The sequence below is a fragment of the Paenibacillus sp. sgz302191 genome (assembly GCF_057749925.1).
This window is the reverse complement of sequence record NZ_JBYLHY010000007.1, coordinates 261,479-281,950: the sequence shown is the minus strand read 5'-3', so window position 1 is coordinate 281,950 and position 20,472 is coordinate 261,479. Positions and strand designations below refer to the sequence as shown.

Below are 20,472 nucleotides of genomic sequence, written 5' to 3'. Positions count from 1 at the left end.
TCAATCGCTGCCTTTCGCAATAATTCAGTATATGTATGGGTTGCCCCGATATTATGGGTACATGCACATTGTTCGGGGCAATTCCGCTGCTGTCCATTCCGCAGGCACGAATCGGCACATAAGTATATGGAGGAAAGAACCCGGCCCCTCTGCCGCATGGCACTAACCGAAACGTAACCAAGTGAAGCAGGTGATACATGATGAATTACACATTGCTCCGGAATATGGCGTCCCTGTTCTTGTTCGCGTCACTTGTGGCCTTACTGGAAACGAACCATTACCTGCTGACGATTTTTTGGGCAGTATGCGCCGGGGTTCTTTCCATTTACAAGCCTATGAGAAATTTTGTTTTGACAACGATATGTTTTGGAATCGGATTTTTTCTGTATTTAAATGTGAACTCGCGATGGCTGATTGATTTGAATCCCAGGGAATGGCATATTATTGCCAACCGGTTGTCGTTGATTTTAATTGTAATTCCGTTGATTGCTTTATCTCTTATTGATAAAACTCCTTTCATGCATGTTTGGAAGAAACCGCAGTGGAACGAGCTGATCGGCATCCCGTTTGCATGGTCGGATTTCCGCCGAACCAAAGTAAAATATTTTCTGCTTATCGCGTTAACAATCAATTTTTCGGCTTTTTTGCCGTTTGTGATCCGTAACGGATGGGCTTACGTCCATGAAGAGTGGTTGTTCGCCATTATTTTTTCAATTACAAACGCTGTGCTTGAGGAGATCATTTGGAGAGGCACTCTGCTAAGCCGGTTTTCGGAGCAATTAGGCGACAAATGGGCCATTCTGATAACCAGCGCAGGATTTGGACTGCAGCATTATTCGCTTGGATTTCCCTGGGGCGCTTGCCTCGCATTTGCTTTTGGCGGGCTATTTTTCGGAGGAATTACGATCAAGTCGAAAAGCATCGTTCCCACAGTGATATGGCATATGATGATTAATGCGCTTATGGTTTTCAGCGGTTTCTTATAGGCGCAAGCACACGCAGTCGAAGGCGGCCTGCGCTTTGTCCCGTGCCGGCGGGCTGGGGCCGCCATCCGCGTGTTTAGGCGCATCGTGGTAGGGAAAAAGCCTGCGAAAGTGCAGGTTTTTCAGCTGAAATTGGCCCATTTTGGCAAAAAGCCTGCAAAAGTGCAGGAATTTTCGCTGAAAGTGACCCTGGGCCCATGTCCCTGCTAAAAAACCTGCACAATTGCAGGAATTGTTCGCGACCAGCGATCAAGGACGCAAATTCATGTATTTTTGCAGGTTTTCTTCGTGTGGCCGGCAGTTCCCGCCCCGATATGATTGGAAGTTCCTGCACAATTGCAGCAATCCCTCCAAACGGGCCGTTTCAGGCGCACTTGTGTGGGGTGATGTCCACGGCGTCATGGGGGTTTTCGCAGGCTTTTGCGCTGCCAAGCCCCCCTAAGCAACATACGGCTGCACCGTCTTTTCGGCTGAGGAAGGGGCAATCCGTCGAGAAAGCGGAGCGGAGGAATCGTCATTTCCACGCGGCAGTGTGCGCCTGCGGAAGTTCGGAACGAGACGGCCCTCGGGAGCGGGCCCTTGTCCGAGATGCTACGATACCCGCGAGCATCAATTTCCTTGACGGAGAGCCCTCGAATCTCGTTAGGTCATATACCATAGACCTGAACGGATAAGTTCATCGCCCATAGCCTCAGCAAACTCCTTCAAGTTCAGCCCTCGTAATTCTTGTATGGTTTCATCGCTGACTCTTTGAACATTTTTTTGATTTTCGGTGAGCTGGGTCATGCTCATTCTCCCTCCTCCGAATTTTTCTCAGAGAATGCGAAAAAAGACCCCACAGGCAGACTCCATGCGCAAAAAAACTTGCACATAAAATCCAACCCATAGGGTCTTTTACTCGCACAAATGCGAACAAGGGCGTAAATTCTATGAACTCATTTTATCATGAAGCCAAACTGCATACAACCAAAAATTACCAAGTGGGCTTTAGTTGCTCATTTCCCTCGTTGGTCAGTTCCAGGAAGGCGCGATCGTAGCTCACAATGGCTGACTCCGCACGGAAGATAGGCGCCCCAGTCGCCGGTCTACTACCAGCCATATAAGACGCCGACCTTTATCCTCGAGCAGACTGGTTGTTGCATGGAAAATTACATCAAATAAGCCAAACGCGGGTTCTCGATCGACCGGATCGCTACCGGCGACTTTACCGCGAACGAAATCGATCTGCTCATCAAACTACTGGCCGTGGGGAAGGGGGAAGACCACCCTTATTTTAGAATTAGCGCTTTTTAAGATGGGAATTTATCCATTTTATTGCAGGTAATTCCACTCATCTTTTCTATTGATTCACCACTGTTACGCGCTTTCGAAATTTAGGTTCAACAAAGATGCGGGCATGTACGTATGTAAAGCGGGCTATATGGCGATTCGTAGAGCACGTAACGACAAGAAAGGTGTTGGAGCCAATCAGGTTAACACGTATTATTTTAATGTTGAGCATTGTAAGAATCAATGAGCGAGTTTGTTCAGTAATATGGTTCCATCATTAAAAACACTACTACTCCAGTAAAACTGACATATAGCCAAATAGGCATTGTCCATCGAGCAATGCGCCGATGCTTTTGAATTTGATTCGTCCATCCCCAAACAAGTGTGAATAGGGCTAGCGGTACGATTATTGCGGCAAGGATGCTGTGTGAAATTAAAATAAAAAAATAAATGGGTCTGACAATACCTTGACCGCCAAATGTCGCTGTTTCTGATGACATGTAGTGAAATGTTAAATAAGAAACCAGAAATAATAATGTCGAGGTAAAGGAAGCAAGAATGAAACCTTTGTGCACCTCAATGTTTTTTCTCAAAATTGCAATTAAGCTCGATACCAAAAATATAAACGTAAAGCTATTTAAAACTCCATTTATTCTCGGGAAGATGACTAAATCAAATTTGATACTTCCTTTGTATCCTATCGGTGAAAAAAACAAAAGAAGTATAACAAAATTTACAATCAAGGACGTTACAATTATAGGAATCGTATAATTTTTATTATTGGCTGGTTGATCATTTGAGTTCATTTGATCCAAACGCTCCTTCTGCAGGCAGTACCCATTTTCCGGTATTACTAACCGATCGGCGATTTCTTCGATGTTGAATCCTCTACACAGATTTCTTAATACTGCCGTCTCCATTACTAAGAAGGGGCTGTACGCAATGTGGGATATTCTCGGTAACAAATTGCTTTAAAATTTGATATCCAAGCACTCTCGGCAGAGTCGCATCCTCGATCACGAGCGATCTCAGATACTCGTGAAAGGAAGCTGGATGCAGCGACTTGAGCAAGTAACCTTGCGCCCCGCTTTTCAGAGCTTCAAAAAAATACTCAACGTCAGCGCTTTCCGCTTGCAATACGACTAACATTTGGGGATTCATCTTTTTCATTTCTTGAATGGTCTGTGTAGCCTTCATATCGTGTAATTCAACCGCAACAAGCGCAACCTCCGGCTTTAATGAATCGGCGAGTGATATCGCATCCCTTCCGCAGTCAGTTTCCGCTACGACCTCAAATAGCGGATCCAGCTCCAGCAGGTACTTGATCCGCTCTCTATGCTCTTGCGATGGTTCTGCAAGCAACACTCTGTTGATTTGGCTCACCGCTCCTCAACCCCTTTATGGAACCTTAAACCCTATTCCTGTTGCTATTATCGCGTTTTATGTGTTTAGTCGAATGGCCCGAAGTAGTTATTTTCCTCGAAAAATATGACCATTCAGTGTCAATGACATATTATAGATCTTTTTAAGACATATTTAATTGGCTCGCCGTAATAAATTATTGACATTATTGGCGAATATAGCGGATCGAGCGTTATTACGTTTTCCGTATTCAATAAAAAATCAGAAATTAAATGCTTAGTCCCCCGTTTCGCCGATTAATTGTAACTCAATTTGTTTCATCTTATAAAAATAGCCGTTTTGCTCCATCAACTCGGAATACGAACCCGTTTCGATCACCCTTCCTTGCTCCATAACGACGATTCTGTCCATTCCTTCCAAACCGTTAAGCCGGTGACAAATCAGTAGAAGCGTATTTTCGGATGCTTGTTCGTATAAGTGTGCCAAAACACGTTGCTCTGTCACATAGTCCAGCGAAGAGGTCGGCTCATCCAGCAGCCATAGCTTTCCATTGCGAAGCATGGCCCGCGCCAAGGCCAATCGCTGTTTTTCGCCATCTGATAGATTTTCTCCTTTTTCGTACACGGGGTCGGTTAATGAAGTGGTCGGCAATTGCACATTAGCTAGGATATCCAACAGGTCGCTGTCAGAATGGTCCTCAGCATCCATGAGCAAGTTATCTCGGATCGTTCCTCGGAAAAAATGGCTTTGCTGCAGCACGACATTAGCCGTTTTCCAAATGCTCGACTCCTCCAGCTCTTGTACCGATATGCCGTTCAGTCGCAAATCCCCGGCCGTCGGCGTACGCAGCTTGAGCAACAACTCAATCAGCGTGGACTTTCCTGAACCGCTAGGTCCAACAATCGCCGTTTTGGATCCTGGTGGAATTTGCAACGAAAAGTTCTTCAACGCCGGCCTCCACTCCCCTTCATATTGAAAGGAAACGCCGGATAACTCAATAGAAACGGCATGGTTGGTATTCAACGCGCGACTTGGCTGCACCGGCTGCATGGTAGGAGTTAATACTGCTTCCGTCAGCCGCTTGGCTGCATGTTCGCTATCTTGCTTATATGCTGGCAACGTGGCCATAGCCGCTGCTTCTTCAAATACAGTTAATGAGGCCATGACAAGCATAGCCAGATATACGCCAGCTAGCGTTCCATCCGATATCAGATAAGCACCAAGTGCCAACACCCCCCAGGAAATCAGATATGTGACAAAGGCATGCATCGATTGTCCACGTAGCAGTTGTCCGGCCGCTCGCTGCTGCTCGGCTGCCAATGCAGCAGATGCTTGGCGGAGTTGCTGTTCCCGCTGCGCAAGCTGCCCATAAACTTTAAGATCCCGGAAACCATACAACACCTCTGTTACTTCCGAGGACAACAGCGCCCGCTGCTTGCGAACATGCCCATTGATTTTCCGATATCCTAGCAATACGATTCCCGGCACGACCAATACGGTTCCCAGCATACCGAGTAGCATCAAGCAAGCCATCCAGAAAGAAAAGGAGGCGGTAGCCAGCATTGTCGTCAAGAACACCATGACAACAATGATCGGCGGATACGCGACGCGTAAAAAATAGTGCTGCAAACTCTCTACATCCCCAACGATTCGCGCAAGCAGATCCCCGCTTCGGTTTTTATTTAAAATGCCTGGCGTTAAAGGAATGAGCTTGGCAAAAAAGGATGATCGCAAACGGCTAAGCATAGAGAATGTCGCTCGGTGGGAATATAAGCGCTCGCCATAACGACTCACCGCTCGAAGTAAACCAAGCAGCTTGACCAACGAAGTAAGTACGATCAGCGTATAAAGCGGAGGTGCAAACACCGTTTGCGAAATCAGATATCCGCTCGCAGAAAAGAGGACCACACCAGCGATGCCGGCGACAAATCCGCCTAAAATTGAAAGAATAATATCCTTGCGCTCCCGAATCATAGCTTGAGACAAAATAGCCAACTCGTTCATCCCGGCACCCCTTTGCGTTGGACATCGACCATCTCTGCATACGCAGGCAGGCGTTTCATAAGCTCGTCGTGATGTCCCGAGCCCACTAGGACGCCATGGTCCATAAACAAAATGTTGTCCGCATGTCGAATGGTATACAATCGGTGAGCCACCGTAATCATCGTCGCCGATTTTGCCAAGGTTGCAATCGAACGTTGCAGGATGCCCTCGGTATGAAGATCGAGTCCGACGGTCGGCTCATCGAACAAAATAATGGAGGGTCGCTTCAAAAAAGCCCGCGCTACGGCAAGTCGTTGCTTTTCCCCACCGGAAAGTCCTCTACCGCCTTCACCGACGAGGGTATCAAATCCCTGCTCCAGTTGGGATACAACCTTCGAAAGACCCGCGTCCGCAGCCGCCACCTCAATTTCAGCCCTGGAGACCTTCCGCCCGGCACCGATCGCGATATTATCGGCGAAGGTACCTGCAAAAATGTAAGGATGCTGTGTAATGTAGCTAATATGTTCGAACCATATCGTCTCATTCTGTTGAGTAAGCGGGTTTCCATTCACTAAAATGGTCCCCGACGCCGGTTTTAGTAATCCAGCAATAAGATGGAGCAAGGTTGTTTTGCCGGATCCGCTATGACCAACAAGGGCAATATGATCTCCTGGTCCAATTATGATCGAACCTGTATTCAGCTCAAATGAGTCAGGTGCATACTGAAACCGGACATTGTCCAGTTCAATGGAGGGCGGCATTGGAAACAGCTTCTTCGGGAATGTCAGGAGCCCTACCGGCTGATCTTTCAGATCGTTTCTATCGTTCGTTTCTGTGAGCATGGTTTCAACCTTGCTAATCGCCCCCATACTGGTTCGCCCATTGTGAAAAGCTGTGCCCGAACTCTTTAGTAAGCTGTAAAACTCGGGCACGAGCAACAAAACAAAAAAGGCCGTGCGAAACGACATCGACTTGAAGACAAGCATCTGAATAGCCAGTTCGAGAGCAACAATCCCGATGCTCAGCATCACAATCGATTCCAGCATGAGGGTATTCGTAAACGCAATCTTCAAAATATCCATTGTGGCATCACGGTATCTTAAGCTGCTGCGTTCGATTTCTTGCTGCTGACGGCGGGCCCGTCCGAATATTTTTAACGTAACGAGCCCTTGAAGGGAATCTAGAAATGTACCGGCAAACTCGGCCAACTGCGCATACTTTTCTTCTGATTTATTTTTCGTTTTCAGCCCCACCAAAATCATAAAAATCGGGATAAACGGAGCCGTAACCAGCATGATGATCCCTGAATTGGCATGTTGGGTAAACGCAACGACTAAAATCAGAACGGGGATAATGACCGTTTCCACCATACGCGGCATGTATTGACTGAAATAACTATCCGCCTCATCCACAGCATCCAGCGCCATACTGACCTTCCCCCCCGTTTGCCCTCGAAGAGAGGAAGGCATGGAAGCATGCGTAAAATTCTGAAGCACGGCTGCTCGCATATTTTTTTTTGCGGTTGCTGCCATTTGCAAACCAACTGTCCCGTTCCCATATGACAACAGTGTACGTATCGCCATCACGACCAGTAGGATGCCGAGCAGTAGGGCAACCGATGAAAAAGATGCTTTCTCCACAAAGATCCGCTGGACGGCTTCAGCCAGCAACGCAGCCTGACTTACAATAGCGGCGCCTAGTGCGAGTGAGATGAATGTCAGGTAAATGAGACGTTTGCGTTGGGCGGTCATCTGTATAGCGATCATGCTTCTTTTCCCTTTCACCAAACTCAACTCCTTTATGGTAATAGCCTGCGAGTAATCAGCCTACTTTTTCCCTTTCACGTAATCTGCATCGAACAGGAACAGCTTGAAAACCAAAATAAGGGAAGGAATCAACAGACACATGCCCCCGATAAATACGACAACCAGCGCGAAGCCCATTGAGGATGAGGTGACGCTGCTCTGAATCGTAATGTAGGGATCAAGAATATAGGGATACTGCCCGATCCCGTAAGCGAAAAAGGCACAGAAAAATTGCAGCATGATGCAAACAAATGCTAACCCATAGCGGCGGCCGCGGTATAACAGCCACATCGCAATCATGAAAAAGGCAACAGAAAGTGCAAGCAGCCACCATAAATCCATCATATTTTGATAATGTCGCTCATTGTGTTGCCCCAAATAGATAAAGGCCGTCAGGGCGATAATAATCGTCGGTGTGCTCCAGAACAGCGCGTAGGTCCGCATAAGCTTTAGCGCAGCTTGATCCTCTGCCCGTGAAGCGTAAAACGCCAGAAAACAGGCGCTAATAAACAAGACAGACACAATCGCCAATCCAACGATGCTCCACGACAATGGATTGGTAAATAAAGCCCAGTAATCCAGAGAAACCGTCTGATCCTGCTTCAAGATAAAGCCGCCTTCAGACAGGGCCAGCGCCACGGACAACGAAGCCGGGATCAGCAAACCCGATGCGCCGTACAAAAACAGATAGACGATATTATTTTTGGAACCATAGTTTTCAAATGCATAGAACGAACCGCGAATAGCAAGCAGCACGATTGCAATACTCCCCGGAACAAGCAGCGCCGAGCCATAGTAATAGGCTGTATCCGGAAAAAATCCGATCATGCCGATGTAGAAAAAGACAAAAAATACATTTGTGATCTCCCATACGGGTGACAAATAACGAGAAATCAGACGATTAATGAGGTGGTCCTGCTTGGTCAGGCGGGCATAAAAGGCAAAGAAACCGGCTCCAAAGTCGATGGAGGCTATAATAAGATACCCGTACAAAAACAGCCAAAGTACCGAAATCCCAATCAAATCGTAACTCATCAGGCATGCGCTTCCTTCCCTGTCCTCTTGTCGCCCGCATGCTGCGCCCACTTCTCCATCTCAGTTTCTGCCGGATTATTGTTGAATAAACGCCGAAGAACAAGAACACTAACCACGCCTAATACGATGTAAAGAAGAAGGAAGAGGAAAAAAAGAATTTTCACGCTTGGCGATGTCGTCGCCGCTTCTTCTACACGCATATATCCTCGTAAAATCCACGGCTGCCGCCCCAACTCAGCGTAAAACCAGCCCAGCTCGACTCCCAAAAATGCGAGCGGCGCACCTAAAGCAATAATGCGGAGCATCCATTTATTGTGCTCATTGCGTTTTTTCCAGAGTGTAAATAGGAAATACAGAACGGATATGCCCAACAATGCAAACCCGATGCCAGCCATCAAGTCAAAAAAGTAATGTACAAGGAGCGGAGGTTGTTCATCCGGAGGAAATTCATTCAGACCTGTTACTTTCGCGTTGAAGTTTCCAAAAGCCAGGAAGCTGAGAATCTTCGGCAGGTGAAGTGCGCCTATAATTTTATGTTCGGCATTAAGCCATCCTAATAAAATCAAATCCGCACCGCTCTCGGTCTCAAAATGCCATTCCCCAGCAGCCAGTTTTTCTGGTTGGTGTTCGGCCAAAAATTTGGCGGACACATCTCCAGCAAACGTGTTTAGCGCGCCGAACAACAGGACAACAGTCATCATAAGCTTCAGTGCTTTTTTGTGATATCCCGTAACGCCCTTTCTAAGCATCGTAAAGGCTGCTATTCCTGCTAGCAGAGCTGCTCCTGTGAGATAGGCCGAGCTTAATCCATGGAACACTTTGGAGAACGTCGCCGGATTCAGCATCGCTTGCACCGGGTTAACGGCTGTAAATTGTCCACCTTGCATGGTAAATCCCCCAGGTTGGTTCATAAAACCATTCACAGTCGTGATAAAAACAGCAGACATGCCTGCCCCTGCGACAATGGGGATTGTGAGCAGCCAATGAATATATGGGTTGTTGAACCGATCCCACGTATACAGATAAATGCCTAGAAAGATAGCTTCAAAAAAGAATGCAAATACCTCCATGAATAACGGAAGCGCAATAACGTTCCCCGCCAACTTCATAAAATTCGGCCACACCAATGCCAGTTGCAGTGAGATTGCCGTGCCTGTTACGACACCGACTGCGACGGATATAACAAACCCCTGCGCCCACCTCTTAGCCATTAGTGTGTAGTGAGAATCTTGCTTGCGGATGCCGATGAGCTCAGCAATCGCGATCATGAGAGGGATACCGACACCAATCGTCGCGAATATCATATGGAACCCTAGTGTCATTCCTGTCACCAGCTTGCTCCATAGTACCGTATCAATTCCCATTCCTTACTGCCTCCCTTCCAAAGCGATTTGTTATTTGAGTTGATTATATCTCTGTCCTCCAGCAGTTCAATCGCGGTCACATCTTCTCCCATATTCGTTCAAGAAAGGATCAATTCTTTCTGACAACTTGATGAAACCGATAACGTTTCAGCTCACCTTGCATGAGATGAAGAAAGCTACACGGCACTTTGGGCTAGTCGTCTCACGTACAGAAAAGCACATAAATTGGCCAAAACCGCTACCACGGCTAGTCCCCAGAATAGGTTTGCATACGCATGGCTAGGCGGAAGATGCTCTTGCCATTCCATTGCGCTAGACAAAATGGCAATGCTGAATGCGCCGCTGATAAACTGCATCAGTTGAAACAATCCCGTGCCTGAGCCAATTTGAGAAGAGGGCAATATGCACGAAATTTCGTTTGAAACGCTACTGCTGATGATAGCAAAGCCTAAGCTCATCAGCATGTACACGAACACATTCGCTACCCCAAATTGGGTACCCACTCCTGCAAACAATACGGCCGCCAATAGTACGAGTATAGGAGTCGTGCGCAACATACTGCTGTTTCCCCGCTTGTCGATCATTGCCCCGATCATTCTTGATAGCAGTGTGGACAAAATAGCCCCCGGAAAAATAACAAAACCGGCCTGACTTGCGCTCAAATCAAAATGTTTCAATAGCATTTGCGGCAACAAAAACAGCGTGGCAAAGTTGCATAAATAGGACAAGACCCCGATTAAGGCAAGCACAAGATAGCTTCTGTTAGCCAATAACGACGGAAGCACAAACGGGTGCTTCGCTCGGCGGATATGCAGAGAAAAGAAGAGCAGTCCCGAGATTCCGATCAACAAGGCAATGGGATGATAGTTGGTCAAAAATAGCAACAAACCCGCCGTACCGGCGCTCAAAGTCAATGCCCCCAGTAAATCAAAAGGGCGTTTGGGAAGCGACTCTTTTGGAATATACCGCACAAGCAGTGGGGCAATGCACAACAGCAAGGATGTAATTGCAAAAAGATATTTCCAACCCAGATATTGCACCACCAAGCCACCAATCACAGGACCAAGTCCAAACCCCAGTGATACTGAGGACATGATGAACGTCATCGATTTTCCCCGACGCGCCAACGGTACATAACGGGTCAGAAGCACGATGGACAAGGAGAGCGCCGCACCGGCACCGGCAGCTTGCACAACGCGGGCCGCAAGCAGCACCCAGAAATGGTTGCTCAGCATCGCCCCAACCGACGCGCCTCCTGTCAAAACCAGACTAATGGCGAACAACCTCTTCAACGGAACAAAATCAGACAACCGGCTGTAGGTGATCGAGGAGATGGCGAACATGATAGAATAGCCGGTGACCGTCAACGAAACGATGGATGATGGTAAGTTAAAAGAATGGTTTAAATCGTTTAACGCCAAATTAAACATGGACGTATTCATAGTGACCAACACAACGGTAATGCAAAGCAACGTAATTAGGACGCCTTCATGGGAAAGAAGGAGCACTTCGTTTTTCTCGACCTTCGTGTTGTGGAGTGCGTCCTTCATGGAATTTTCCTTCTTTCATCTTTTGATTTTGGAAAGTTATTTACTTAGCGATCTTAGCGAAGTGCTCCAGCGTGCGAACCAATTGAGCCGTGTAAGACATTTCATTATCGTACCAGGCTACGGTTTTCACCAGTTGCTGGTCACCAACTGTCAGAACTTTCGTCTGCGTGGCGTCGAAGAGCGAACCAAATGTGATACCTTTGATATCGGAAGATACTATTTCGTCTTCCGTGTAGCCGTAAGTTTCCGGATCGGAGGCTTCTTTCATAGCAGTGTTAACTTGCTCAACCGTTACCGTGGTATTTAAAACGGCAACGAGCTCAGTCACGGAACCTGTTGGTACAGGTACACGTTGGGATGCACCATCCAGTTTACCCTTCAGTTCCGGAAGAACCAAACCAATGGCTTTTGCGGCACCGGTGGAGTAGGGAACGATGTTCTCCGCAGAGGCGCGCGCAGCACGGAAGTCGCCTTTTGGATTCGGAGCGTCAAGCGTGTTTTGGTTGCTCGTATAAGCGTGAACTGTCGTCATTAGCCCAGATTGGATACCGAACTTATCGTGCAAAGCTTTAGCCATAGGGGCTAGGCAGTTCGTTGTGCAGGAAGCACCGGAAATAACCGTTTCCGTTCCGTCCAGCGTGTCGTGGTTAACGTTGTATACGATCGTTTTCATATCGCCTGTAGCAGGGGCGGAAATGACGACTTTCTTCGCTCCCCCTTTCAGGTGAAGCTCGGCTTTTTCTTTCGTGGTGAAGAAGCCTGTACATTCGAGAACGATGTCAACCCCAAGCTCTCCCCATGGAAGTTCTTCAGGATTCCGCGTAGCCAGAACCTTAACCTCTTTCCCGTTTACTTTGAAGGTTCCGTCATGGACTTCAATGTCACCGTGAAAAGTGCCTTGCGTTGTATCATATTTGAGCAGATGAGCCAACATTTTAGCGTTCGTAAGGTCGTTAATTGCTACAACCTCGACGCCTTCCACATCTTGAATTCGGCGAAAAGCGAGTCGTCCGATCCGTCCAAAACCGTTAATGCCTACTTTTACTGTCATTGAAAAATCCCCCTATAAGTTTTATTTATTCCAAACAGGCGAATGCCTGTCATGAAATCAAAATGGGCTCGACGCTATTTCATTCTGGACCGTCTTGTTTTAAAATAAAAGGTACCGATCGGTATCTTTTATTTTAGCATAATTCTAGTGAATGGCAAGGTCGGAATTGTGTATAATTTGTTTATAATAAATGGTTAGAATAAGGTTCATACGGAGGAGCTCATGAAAAAAGGGGACAGAACACGGGAACATATCATTATGAAATCGGCTGAAATTTTTAACCAGAGAGGATATGCCGGTACATCGCTAAATGATATTATTGCCGATACCGGAATCAAGAAGGGGGGCATATATCGACATTTTGCCAGTAAAGACGAGATTGCGCTTGAAGCATACAATTACGCTGCCAGTTTGGTCACCAGAAAATTTTCTGAGGCGGTCGATCAAGAGCAGTCCGCGTCAGGTCGGTTGATTGCTTTTTTTCGTGTTTATGAAGATGTTGTCAACAATCCACCATTTATTGGCGGATGCCCCATGCAAAATACGGCTGTAGAAAGTGACGATACTCATTCGGAGCTTTGTGATCAAGCAAGGCAAGGGCTGAATAACGTTTTGGATATGATGAAAATTATTATTCGTGACGGGATTAAAGCTGGGGAGTTTAAGGAAGATCTGGATTCGGATGCGCTTGCTTCATTTGCATTTTCTTTGTTGGAGGGAGGCATTTTGTTAAGCAAGTTGGATGGGGATAACAAGCACATGCTAATGAATATAACAATCTTCTCGTCCTATTTGCAGCAATGCTGCTTAAAGACCAGTTAAACTGTGGTGAACTGGCACATCGGAATAGAACTGGGTATAATCGAATGCTGTAACACCAAGGATTTGAACGTAGTTCCGAATTTGATTTTGGAAATGGAACTTTACCGATCCGGTACGTCTAAGTCCTCACAATCAACCGAAAACCATAGGGTGTGACGCTAGTTGGCTGCTGGGCACATGCTCGGCGCAAGTATGACGAAGCGCTCAAAGCCGCTCCCGAAGCCAACGGCAATCCGGAAACCGTTGCGGCCCAAGGGCTGGCGTATTGCAACCAGCTCTTTGCAATTGAACGAGAGTTGAAGGAATCGACGCCAGAGGAACGATACAAGGCCCGGGAAGAAAGCAGCCGTCCGGTGCTAGAAGCGTACCAGACATGGCTGCGTCAACAGAAGTCCCGGATTATGCCCAAAAGTCTGATCGGTCAGGCGATAGCGTACAGCCTGAACCAGTGGGACAAGCTGACGGCATTCCTGAAGGACGGACGTTTGGAGATCGATCTGTTCGAACAATTGCCGCAACTTCCCGATCTCCAAGCACCGCAGGCCTTGGAACCGTTTATGCCGTGGTCTTTATCACTTCCGGTCACTTGCCGCACGCCATAATCTTCATCCATCATACACGGGCTCCCATCTGGCTGCTAGGTGGGGCCTATTTGACGTTCCTATCGCTGAACTCTTATCTGAATTCCCGACAACACAAGCTGTTCTTGACGTGTATGAAGCTGACTTGGCAAACAGATTTGAATTACTGTGTCCGAGTCGTTCGAGGAACTAGGCTGTAGACAGAGCGAAGAAACTCATTGCGGCTGCTATACGGAATCCTTTTCGACAGGCACGTCAATAAAGCCCTATATTCAGATGCTTCTTCAATACAAAGAGCATCTATCCGCCATCGAAAGTGAGATAGCTGCACTCGCTGTTGAGATTGAAGAGTATCAGATTATCGAATCCATTCCCGGTATAGGTGGGAAAATCGTGGCAACGATTATTTCACCGCTGCAGGAAGATGTCGGCCACCAGCATGCCGCATAGAGAACGCCGCCGCTTCTACGGGCCAACCACCTTCGGCATGCCATACTGTGCCAGACTTTGACGGCGGGAGCGCTCGACAAAAATGAGCACTCTGTGTTTGCCATAACCATCTGAATCTAGAGGAATTTTCAGCGTCCGTGCGGGAAACGGATGCAGTCGCGTCGGGAACTGGGGTTTTATCGGATGTCAGGAGGGTATCGGCACCAATATAGCATCGCTATAGACAAACCAATATAGCTGTGCTATATTGGCCACATGAATACACACGACACTCTGCTCAATGCGGCTTTACAAGTTCTCGAGGAAGAGGGCAAGGCACAGTTCTCGACACGCTCCGTCTGCGCAATTGCGAAGGTGACCGCACCGACGCTGTACCATCACTTCGGCAGCGCCGACGGGCTTCTGAGCGCCGCCATTACGGAAGCATTTGCACAGTTTCTCGAAAGCAAAAGGACTACCACCCAATCCTCCGATCCGGTGATGGCGCTACGCGAGGGCTGGGACGATTACGTGCGCTTCGCGGCGGCTCGTCCACGGCTCTACGCGGTGATGATGAGCCGCGTTCTCGACGACGCTGAAATTCCCGCCGCCGAGCAGGCCTTTGCGTTCCTGATCCAACGCATCGCGGCCATCGCCGCTGAGGGCCGGCTCAGGCCGACGGTGGAGGTGGCTGCCGATCTCATGTGGGCGTCTGCGAATGCTGCATCCCTACTTCACGTCACAGCTCGGCTACGCAAGGTGGTGCCACCCACTTCTGAGGTCCTGGAGCAAATCCGCGAGGGCGCCATACGGTCCATCCTAAATCCCGAACAGAAAGGACGAACACAATGAAAATTCTCGTCACGGGAGGCACCGGTCTGCTCGGCGGCCGCCTGATCACGAAGCTCGTGGAGGACGGTCACGAGATTTTCGCTCTCACACGCTCCACATCATCTCACGCCAAACTCAAGTCCATGGGTGCGACGCCAGTCGATGCCGATCTCGAAAGCAACACGCCACTCATATTGCCGGTGATTGATACGGTTGTGCACGCGGCCGCCCTGTTCCGCTTCTCAGGGCCTCGCGAACCCTTCTTCCGTACCAACGTCGATGGCACCGTAGCCTTGTTGAAGGCAGCTGAGTCCGCCGGTGCGAAGACATTCGTCTACATCAGCGCGGCGGGGATCCTCATGGATAATGGCGGTACGCCCATCCGCGACGCCGATGAAAGCGCGCCAACTTTCTCGAACCACTTCTCCGCCTACTTGGCGAGCAAGGCATGGGCCGAGCCATTGGTTCTGGCAGCCAACAAACCCGGCTTTCGCACCATCGCGCTCCGCCCACCGGCTATCTGGGGGCCTGGTGATCCGTTTAGTCGAGCGCTTCCCGAAGCAGTCAGATCTGGACAGTTCGCCTTCATCGACCGCGGCGACTACGCTTTTGCAACCTGCCACGTGGACAATGTGGTCGAAGCCATACAATGCGCTCTTGAACGCGGAGAAGGCGGTCATGCCTTCTTCATCAAAGACCAGGAAGGGCAGACTTTCCGTGAGTTCGTCTCCTCGCTCGCGAACTTGCAGGGCCTGTCCATCGATAAGCTGCGTTCGATGCCCTACTGGCTTGCCTCTGCCATTGGCCGGCTGCTCGACACTATCTGGGCCGTCACGCGGAAAGACGGCGATCCGCCGATCTCACGCTCGATGATACGCATGATCGGGCGTGAGTTCACAGTCAACGATGCCGCTGCACGTCGAGAGTTGGGCTATGTCGGAAGAACTTTGCGCGACGCCGGCTTGCAAAGCTATGAGGAACCATCTGCTCGACGATAGTGCTTTGGAGGGCGAACGACGGCAATCGCCGGCTAGTCGTTCTCTGGACTTGCTCTTTTTGTCGATGTGGCAGACAGCATCGAAGCCGTGGCGGCAAGCCGAGTCTGTAACTCATCACTATGTATAACTAAGGGGACGGATGGTCGCGTTCCTTGCTTATTACAGCCTTTCAGTCAAGAAAAAGAGAGCCGTATAGATAGGAGGAGAGTTTCGGCATGCTGATGAGCAAGAGTCAAAAGCTTTGGCTTCAAGCGTTGACCTATACGGTACTGGTCATCCTTGCGGCATACTGTTTGTTTCCGTTTTTGTGGATGGCGGATACGGCATTGAAACCGCTGAATGAAGTGCGGACCGGCCAACCGACGTTTGCGATCAATCACCCGACCTTCGGCAATTTTTCCCGCGTCCTGCTGGAATCCAAATTTGCAACTTTTTTTAGCAACAGTTTGTATGTGGCCGCAACAACAACGGTTTTGTCGCTTATGATTTGATTTTTGCCGGGTATGCCCTAAGCCGCTTCAGCTCTTATCGCGGGGTCAAGGCGGTCAGCGTGACCATACTGTTGTCGCAGATGGTTCCGGGCGTGCTGCTGCTCATTCCTCTGTACCTGCTTATGATGAACATCATATTTCGCATCATCCTTCCGGTATCGATCCCGAGCCTGATTGCAACCGCACTGTTCGCCTTCGTGAACGCCTGGAACGAGTTTTTGTTCGGCTTTGTGTTCATTAACGATGAAGCGCACAGGACGCTTACGCCGGGAATTACCCTTTTTAAAGGGCTGTACACGACAGACTGGGGCAGTATTATGGCGGCATCCGTGTTGTCAGTGATCCCGATAGTCATTTTGTTTATATTTATGCAGCGTTTTCTCATCGACGGGATGACCGCAGGCGCAGTGAAAGGGTAGGAGGAAATCATCACAAATTCATCATCAAATAACCCGAAAAATAGCAAATCCATCACATGTCAAGCAGCGGATGCACTGTGCTATAATGTATGTTGCAAGATTAAATATGGGAATTTTACGAAAAGGTGGAAAATGTGAAGATGACGGTTCGGGTTCCGCTGCTTGACGTTTTGCTGGTTGATGATGAGCCGCTTGTACTTGAAGGTCTGAAATTGATGGTGGATTGGGAAAAGCGCGGATTTCGCGTTTGCGGGGAAGCGACGGACGGCGAAGAAGCGCTGGCTTTCATCCGCAAGCGCTGTCCGCATGTCGTCGTGACGGATATTCAAATGCCTGGCCTGGGCGGGCTGCAGCTCATCGAACAATCCAAACAACTCCGGAATGCCCCTCGCAAGTTTATTATCCTTAGCGGCCACGAAGATTTTAATTTCGCTCAAATAGCCATGCGCCACAGCGTGAGCAACTATATTTTGAAACCGATCGACGAAGAAGAGATCGATAAGGTCCTTTTGAAGCTTCATATGGAAATTGCCGATGAGATGAAACGGACGGAGGGGATTTCGCGGGGGCGGGAGCTCTGGTTGAACCGCGCTATTCAGCGCATGCTGGGAGGGAAGTCCGATGTGAGGACCCTCAGCTGTGTCAAGCGTTTGCTCGGCGTCGGAGACCGGGAGGAAATTGCTTGTATTGTGGTGAAGCAGACGGGGAGCAAAGCCGGGGACAGTGAGCTGCGCGCCTGGAAACATAACGTTCAAGCTTGGCTTGCGACCCACTTTCCGGGGCAATTGCTCGGCCTATTTGCGGACGGTATCGGGCAGCTTGCGCTGATTGTCCGCGGCAAAGCGGGATCGCAGCAGGTGGCCGCAGGTCTTTTGTCCAACCAATCGTCTCTTTTTTCGGGAAGCCCGATTGCCGTTTATGCAAGCGAGAGCCGGCACGGCATCGAGTTTATCCAAGATGTGTATGAACAGGCTTCAGGAGCGCAAAGCAAGGAACGCGATGTCGACATCAGCGATTCGGACTTGAAGCCGCTGCTTCAGGACATCGATAATGGCCGGACAGAGGAAATCCGCTGCCGGGTTCGCGAGCTTTTTGTGAAGTTCGGCGAAAGGCGGACGTCCATGGAAACGGTGAAGCTGTTCGTAGAGAACCTGAAGCTGGAGCTGATGAACATGGTGTCGGATATGACTGCCGACATTCATGTGTTTGGTCCGGAGCTGCTGTCCCTGGGCAGTCGCGAGCGTTTGGAAAGCATGCCGCAGCTTGAGCGCCAAGTGCTTGAGCTTTGCGGCTATTCCGCGCTGCATGTGCAGGAATGGCGCCGGACGAACGCGGGCAATAAAATGTCGCAGCTTATTCACTATGTCAATAAGCATTACAATGAAAAGCTGCAATTGCAAACGGTTGCAGAGCAATTTCAGCTAAATCCGGTTTACTTGGGCCAGCTGTTCAAGAAAACGACCGGCATGCCGTTTAACGAATACATCCACGTCAAGCGGATTGAGGAAGCCAAAAGGCTGCTAAGACGCCCTTCGATGAGCATATCGGAGGTGTCCGGCAGGATCGGCTACCACGATACCGATTATTTTGCAAGAAAGTTTAAAGCGCTTACAAATGAACTGCCTTCTTCCTATATGACAGCGAATCGTATGGAATCCGCCAAACAGCCCCAATCGCGGAGGGAAACTTCTGAATGAGAAATCCGTATCTTTTCAACAAAGTCAACGACATCCCGCTCAGCTACAAATTTATGTCCATTTATTTGCTTTGCGTCCTGCTTCCCATCATTGTCATCAATATTTTGTTCTTCGAACGAATCTCTCAGAACATTAAAGCCAGGGAACTGCAAAACTTGGAGATTTCCCTGGACAGAGCGATGAAGGATTTGAATGGGCTGATCGAAGGAGCCGTAGCCATTAATCACGCGGTGGCGACGGATCGCATGCTGTACGAAGCTCTGGATAAGACGTACGGAAGCCCGGTGGAATTTTACGATGCGTACAACAGCCTGCTCAAAGACAAGGTCACCCACTATATGCCGGTGAATACGCAAATCGACCAAATCAGCGTGTACACATCAAACCAAAGCATTCAAACCGGCGGGAGCTACTTCAAGCTGGACGAAAGCGTCGTGCGGAGCGAATGGTACAAAAGGTTTGCCGCTTCCCCGGGCAAGGTACTGTTATACGCCTACAGGGATGCCGATCCCAATAAATACGGCTATTATGTTCCGCATCTAAGCATTATTTCCCGGTTGGAATCGTTCGGCGATGCCAATCTGTTTGCCAAAGTACTGAAAATCGATCTGAATCTGAACAAATTTTACGATGTCCTGTCGCGCGAGAAGGACTACATGCAGCTGTACCTGGTCAATGAAAATAACCGGATCGTCATTTCCTCCAAAGAAGGGTATCAGACCGATAAAAATGAGGCGTACGCCGTCTTTGAGCGCGACCGGCCGGATGCCGCGAGCGACAGCATGCTGTTTGAACGGCCGCTTGGCGGCGCTTCCTATATGAGCGGCTGGAGGGTCGTCGGTCTCGCGAGCACGGCCAGAATGGCGAATGCGCTGCAGGAATCGCGCAGCTTTATCGTGCTGCTTGCCGCCGCCAGCATGTTAATTACGTCCGTGCTGACGGCTGTCATGCTGCGTTCGTACCACTACAGGGTCAAGCGTTTGTCCAGACACATGGAGAAGATCAATAACGGCAAATTCGACCTGATCGAATTGAACGAAGGCCGGGATGAAATCGGCGAGTTGATCCGCAATTTCAACCGGATGACCTCCAAAATCAACTCCCTCATTAACGATGTCTACAAGCTGGAAATCCAAAAGAAGGACTTGGAGCTGGAACGCATCCGCGCGGAGCTCAATTATTTGCAGAGCCAGATGAATCCGCATTTTTTATTCAACACCTTGAATGCGATGCTTGTGGTATGCACGAAAAACAATTACTCCGACATTACGGAAATTATCAAAAGCCTGTCCAAAATATTAAGGAGGCTGCTGAGCTGGAAGGACGACCTCGTGCCGCTGGAGGAGGAGGTTCTGTTTACCGAGATGTATTTGAAAATCGAAAAATTCCGCTTCGGCGATAAATTCAGCTACGAGTTTGCGGTGGATGAGGAGGCTTACGCCTGCAAGATTCCGAAAATGAGCATCCAGCCGCTCGTCGAAAATGCGTGCAAGCACGGTCTCCAGGCGGTCAAGAGCCCAGGCTTGATCCGCATCTCCATCCGGCTGAAAGCCGACAAGCTCCAAGTCAGCATTCGCGACAACGGCATCGGCATGGACAGCGATACGATCAGGAACATGATGATCAACATGACCAGCGAGTCGGAGGTGAGCGGGAATATCGGCCTTCGCAACGTTTACCGGCGGCTGAAGCTTTATTATGCGGAGCGGGTGCGGTTTCACATCAACAGTGCGCCGAATGAGGGGACCGAAATATTTTTCGAGCTTCCTCTGCTGCATCTCACGCATTGAAAACGAAAGAGG

At 49.0% G+C, this 20,472-nt stretch carries 18 protein-coding genes and 1 pseudogene; 10 read left to right on the top strand and 9 right to left on the bottom strand.

The genetic code is table 11. The features are described from left to right. The first annotated feature begins 197 nt into the window (after positions 1-197). Positions 198-986, top strand: coding sequence for a CPBP family intramembrane glutamic endopeptidase (locus AC3G2T_RS13000; protein WP_488435718.1), 789 nt, complete (start codon positions 198-200; stop codon positions 984-986). A 639-nt stretch (positions 987-1,625) separates the two neighbouring features. Here AC3G2T_RS13000 and AC3G2T_RS12995 read toward each other — a convergent pair. From AC3G2T_RS12995 to gap, 9 genes are all read right to left on the bottom strand, one after another. Continuing rightward, complete coding sequence (locus tag AC3G2T_RS12995) at positions 1,626-1,769, bottom strand: hypothetical protein (RefSeq protein WP_488435717.1); 144 nt, start codon at positions 1,767-1,769, stop codon at positions 1,626-1,628. A gap of 740 nt (positions 1,770-2,509) precedes the next feature. Beyond that, the gene (locus AC3G2T_RS12990; RefSeq protein ID WP_488435716.1) at positions 2,510-3,058 is read right to left on the bottom strand and encodes a DUF420 domain-containing protein; all 549 of its coding nucleotides are present in this window, start codon (positions 3,056-3,058) and stop codon (positions 2,510-2,512) included. An 82-nt stretch (positions 3,059-3,140) separates the two neighbouring features. Beyond that, the gene (locus tag AC3G2T_RS12985) at positions 3,141-3,635 is read right to left on the bottom strand and encodes a response regulator (RefSeq protein WP_474682872.1); all 495 of its coding nucleotides are present in this window, start codon (positions 3,633-3,635) and stop codon (positions 3,141-3,143) included. A 255-nt stretch (positions 3,636-3,890) separates the two neighbouring features. Further along, positions 3,891-5,618: a thiol reductant ABC exporter subunit CydC gene (gene cydC / locus AC3G2T_RS12980; protein ID WP_488435715.1), complete on the bottom strand. Its 1,728-nt coding sequence runs from the start codon at positions 5,616-5,618 to the stop codon at positions 3,891-3,893. Continuing rightward, entirely contained in the window at positions 5,615-7,363 is a 1,749-nt protein-coding gene (cydD, locus tag AC3G2T_RS12975) for a thiol reductant ABC exporter subunit CydD (protein WP_488435769.1), read from the bottom strand. The genes cydC and cydD overlap by 4 nt, the downstream gene beginning before the upstream one ends. A gap of 60 nt (positions 7,364-7,423) precedes the next feature. Beyond that, positions 7,424-8,437, bottom strand: a complete 1,014-nt coding sequence (locus tag AC3G2T_RS12970) for a cytochrome d ubiquinol oxidase subunit II (RefSeq protein WP_488435714.1) — start codon at positions 8,435-8,437, stop codon at positions 7,424-7,426. Further along, positions 8,437-9,801 (bottom strand): cytochrome ubiquinol oxidase subunit I, encoded by a 1,365-nt coding sequence (locus AC3G2T_RS12965; RefSeq protein ID WP_488435713.1) that lies wholly within the window; start codon positions 9,799-9,801, stop codon positions 8,437-8,439. Before AC3G2T_RS12965 ends, AC3G2T_RS12970 begins: the two co-directional genes overlap by 1 nt. A gap of 176 nt (positions 9,802-9,977) precedes the next feature. Beyond that, positions 9,978-11,351: an MFS transporter gene (locus tag AC3G2T_RS12960; RefSeq protein ID WP_488435712.1), complete on the bottom strand. Its 1,374-nt coding sequence runs from the start codon at positions 11,349-11,351 to the stop codon at positions 9,978-9,980. 40 nt (positions 11,352-11,391) lie between these two features. Continuing rightward, positions 11,392-12,402, bottom strand: coding sequence for a type I glyceraldehyde-3-phosphate dehydrogenase (gap, locus tag AC3G2T_RS12955; RefSeq protein ID WP_488435711.1), 1,011 nt, complete (start codon positions 12,400-12,402; stop codon positions 11,392-11,394). 222 nt (positions 12,403-12,624) lie between these two features. On the opposite strand from gap, the gene AC3G2T_RS12950 reads away from it, so the two are divergent. The 9 genes and pseudogenes from AC3G2T_RS12950 (at position 12,625) to AC3G2T_RS12910 (ending at position 20,460) form a co-directional block, all read left to right on the top strand. Further along, positions 12,625-13,224 (top strand): TetR/AcrR family transcriptional regulator, encoded by a 600-nt coding sequence (locus AC3G2T_RS12950; RefSeq protein WP_474682878.1) that lies wholly within the window; start codon positions 12,625-12,627, stop codon positions 13,222-13,224. A gap of 152 nt (positions 13,225-13,376) precedes the next feature. Beyond that, positions 13,377-13,826: pseudogene (locus tag AC3G2T_RS12945) on the top strand (IS66 family transposase); the annotation flags it as partial. A gap of 255 nt (positions 13,827-14,081) precedes the next feature. Beyond that, positions 14,082-14,255, top strand: coding sequence for a hypothetical protein (locus tag AC3G2T_RS12940; RefSeq protein ID WP_488435710.1), 174 nt, complete (start codon positions 14,082-14,084; stop codon positions 14,253-14,255). A gap of 255 nt (positions 14,256-14,510) precedes the next feature. Then, complete coding sequence (locus AC3G2T_RS12935; RefSeq protein ID WP_474682880.1) at positions 14,511-15,086, top strand: TetR/AcrR family transcriptional regulator; 576 nt, start codon at positions 14,511-14,513, stop codon at positions 15,084-15,086. Beyond that, positions 15,083-16,063 (top strand): NAD-dependent epimerase/dehydratase family protein, encoded by a 981-nt coding sequence (locus tag AC3G2T_RS12930; protein ID WP_474682881.1) that lies wholly within the window; start codon positions 15,083-15,085, stop codon positions 16,061-16,063. The genes AC3G2T_RS12935 and AC3G2T_RS12930 overlap by 4 nt, the downstream gene beginning before the upstream one ends. A gap of 215 nt (positions 16,064-16,278) precedes the next feature. Continuing rightward, positions 16,279-16,554, top strand: a complete 276-nt coding sequence (locus AC3G2T_RS12925; protein WP_488435709.1) for a hypothetical protein — start codon at positions 16,279-16,281, stop codon at positions 16,552-16,554. Positions 16,555-16,613: 59 nt separating this feature from the next. Continuing rightward, positions 16,614-16,973, top strand: a complete 360-nt coding sequence (locus AC3G2T_RS12920) for an ABC transporter permease subunit (protein ID WP_488435708.1) — start codon at positions 16,614-16,616, stop codon at positions 16,971-16,973. A 140-nt stretch (positions 16,974-17,113) separates the two neighbouring features. Then, on the top strand, positions 17,114-18,670 hold the full coding sequence (locus tag AC3G2T_RS12915) for a response regulator transcription factor (RefSeq protein ID WP_488435768.1): 1,557 nt from the start codon (positions 17,114-17,116) through the stop codon (positions 18,668-18,670). Further along, entirely contained in the window at positions 18,667-20,460 is a 1,794-nt protein-coding gene (locus AC3G2T_RS12910; RefSeq protein WP_488435707.1) for a sensor histidine kinase, read from the top strand. The genes AC3G2T_RS12915 and AC3G2T_RS12910 overlap by 4 nt, the downstream gene beginning before the upstream one ends. The last annotated feature ends 12 nt before the right edge of the window (positions 20,461-20,472 follow it).

What these genes read in the sequence shown, in the direction of transcription:
- AC3G2T_RS12930 (WP_474682881.1), top strand. Translation starts at nt 15,083, where the DNA reads ATGAAAATTCTCGTCACGGGAGGCACCGGTCTGCTCGGCGGCCGCCTG.
- AC3G2T_RS12910 (WP_488435707.1), top strand. Translation starts at nt 18,667, where the DNA reads ATGAGAAATCCGTATCTTTTCAACAAAGTCAACGACATCCCGCTCAGC.
- AC3G2T_RS12995 (WP_488435717.1), bottom strand. Translation starts at nt 1,769, where the DNA reads ATGACCCAGCTCACCGAAAATCAAAAAAATGTTCAAAGAGTCAGCGAT.
- AC3G2T_RS12960 (WP_488435712.1), bottom strand. Translation starts at nt 11,351, where the DNA reads ATGAAGGACGCACTCCACAACACGAAGGTCGAGAAAAACGAAGTGCTC.
- AC3G2T_RS12915 (WP_488435768.1), top strand. Translation starts at nt 17,114, where the DNA reads ATGACGGTTCGGGTTCCGCTGCTTGACGTTTTGCTGGTTGATGATGAG.
- AC3G2T_RS12925 (WP_488435709.1), top strand. Translation starts at nt 16,279, where the DNA reads ATGCTGATGAGCAAGAGTCAAAAGCTTTGGCTTCAAGCGTTGACCTAT.
- cydC (WP_488435715.1), bottom strand. Translation starts at nt 5,618, where the DNA reads ATGAACGAGTTGGCTATTTTGTCTCAAGCTATGATTCGGGAGCGCAAG.
- AC3G2T_RS12950 (WP_474682878.1), top strand. Translation starts at nt 12,625, where the DNA reads ATGAAAAAAGGGGACAGAACACGGGAACATATCATTATGAAATCGGCT.
- AC3G2T_RS12965 (WP_488435713.1), bottom strand. Translation starts at nt 9,801, where the DNA reads ATGGGAATTGATACGGTACTATGGAGCAAGCTGGTGACAGGAATGACA.
- AC3G2T_RS12970 (WP_488435714.1), bottom strand. Translation starts at nt 8,437, where the DNA reads ATGAGTTACGATTTGATTGGGATTTCGGTACTTTGGCTGTTTTTGTAC.
- cydD (WP_488435769.1), bottom strand. Translation starts at nt 7,363, where the DNA reads ATGATCGCTATACAGATGACCGCCCAACGCAAACGTCTCATTTACCTG.
- gap (WP_488435711.1), bottom strand. Translation starts at nt 12,402, where the DNA reads ATGACAGTAAAAGTAGGCATTAACGGTTTTGGACGGATCGGACGACTC.
- AC3G2T_RS12990 (WP_488435716.1), bottom strand. Translation starts at nt 3,058, where the DNA reads ATGAACTCAAATGATCAACCAGCCAATAATAAAAATTATACGATTCCT.
- AC3G2T_RS12940 (WP_488435710.1), top strand. Translation starts at nt 14,082, where the DNA reads ATGCTTCTTCAATACAAAGAGCATCTATCCGCCATCGAAAGTGAGATA.
- AC3G2T_RS13000 (WP_488435718.1), top strand. Translation starts at nt 198, where the DNA reads ATGATGAATTACACATTGCTCCGGAATATGGCGTCCCTGTTCTTGTTC.
- AC3G2T_RS12935 (WP_474682880.1), top strand. Translation starts at nt 14,511, where the DNA reads ATGAATACACACGACACTCTGCTCAATGCGGCTTTACAAGTTCTCGAG.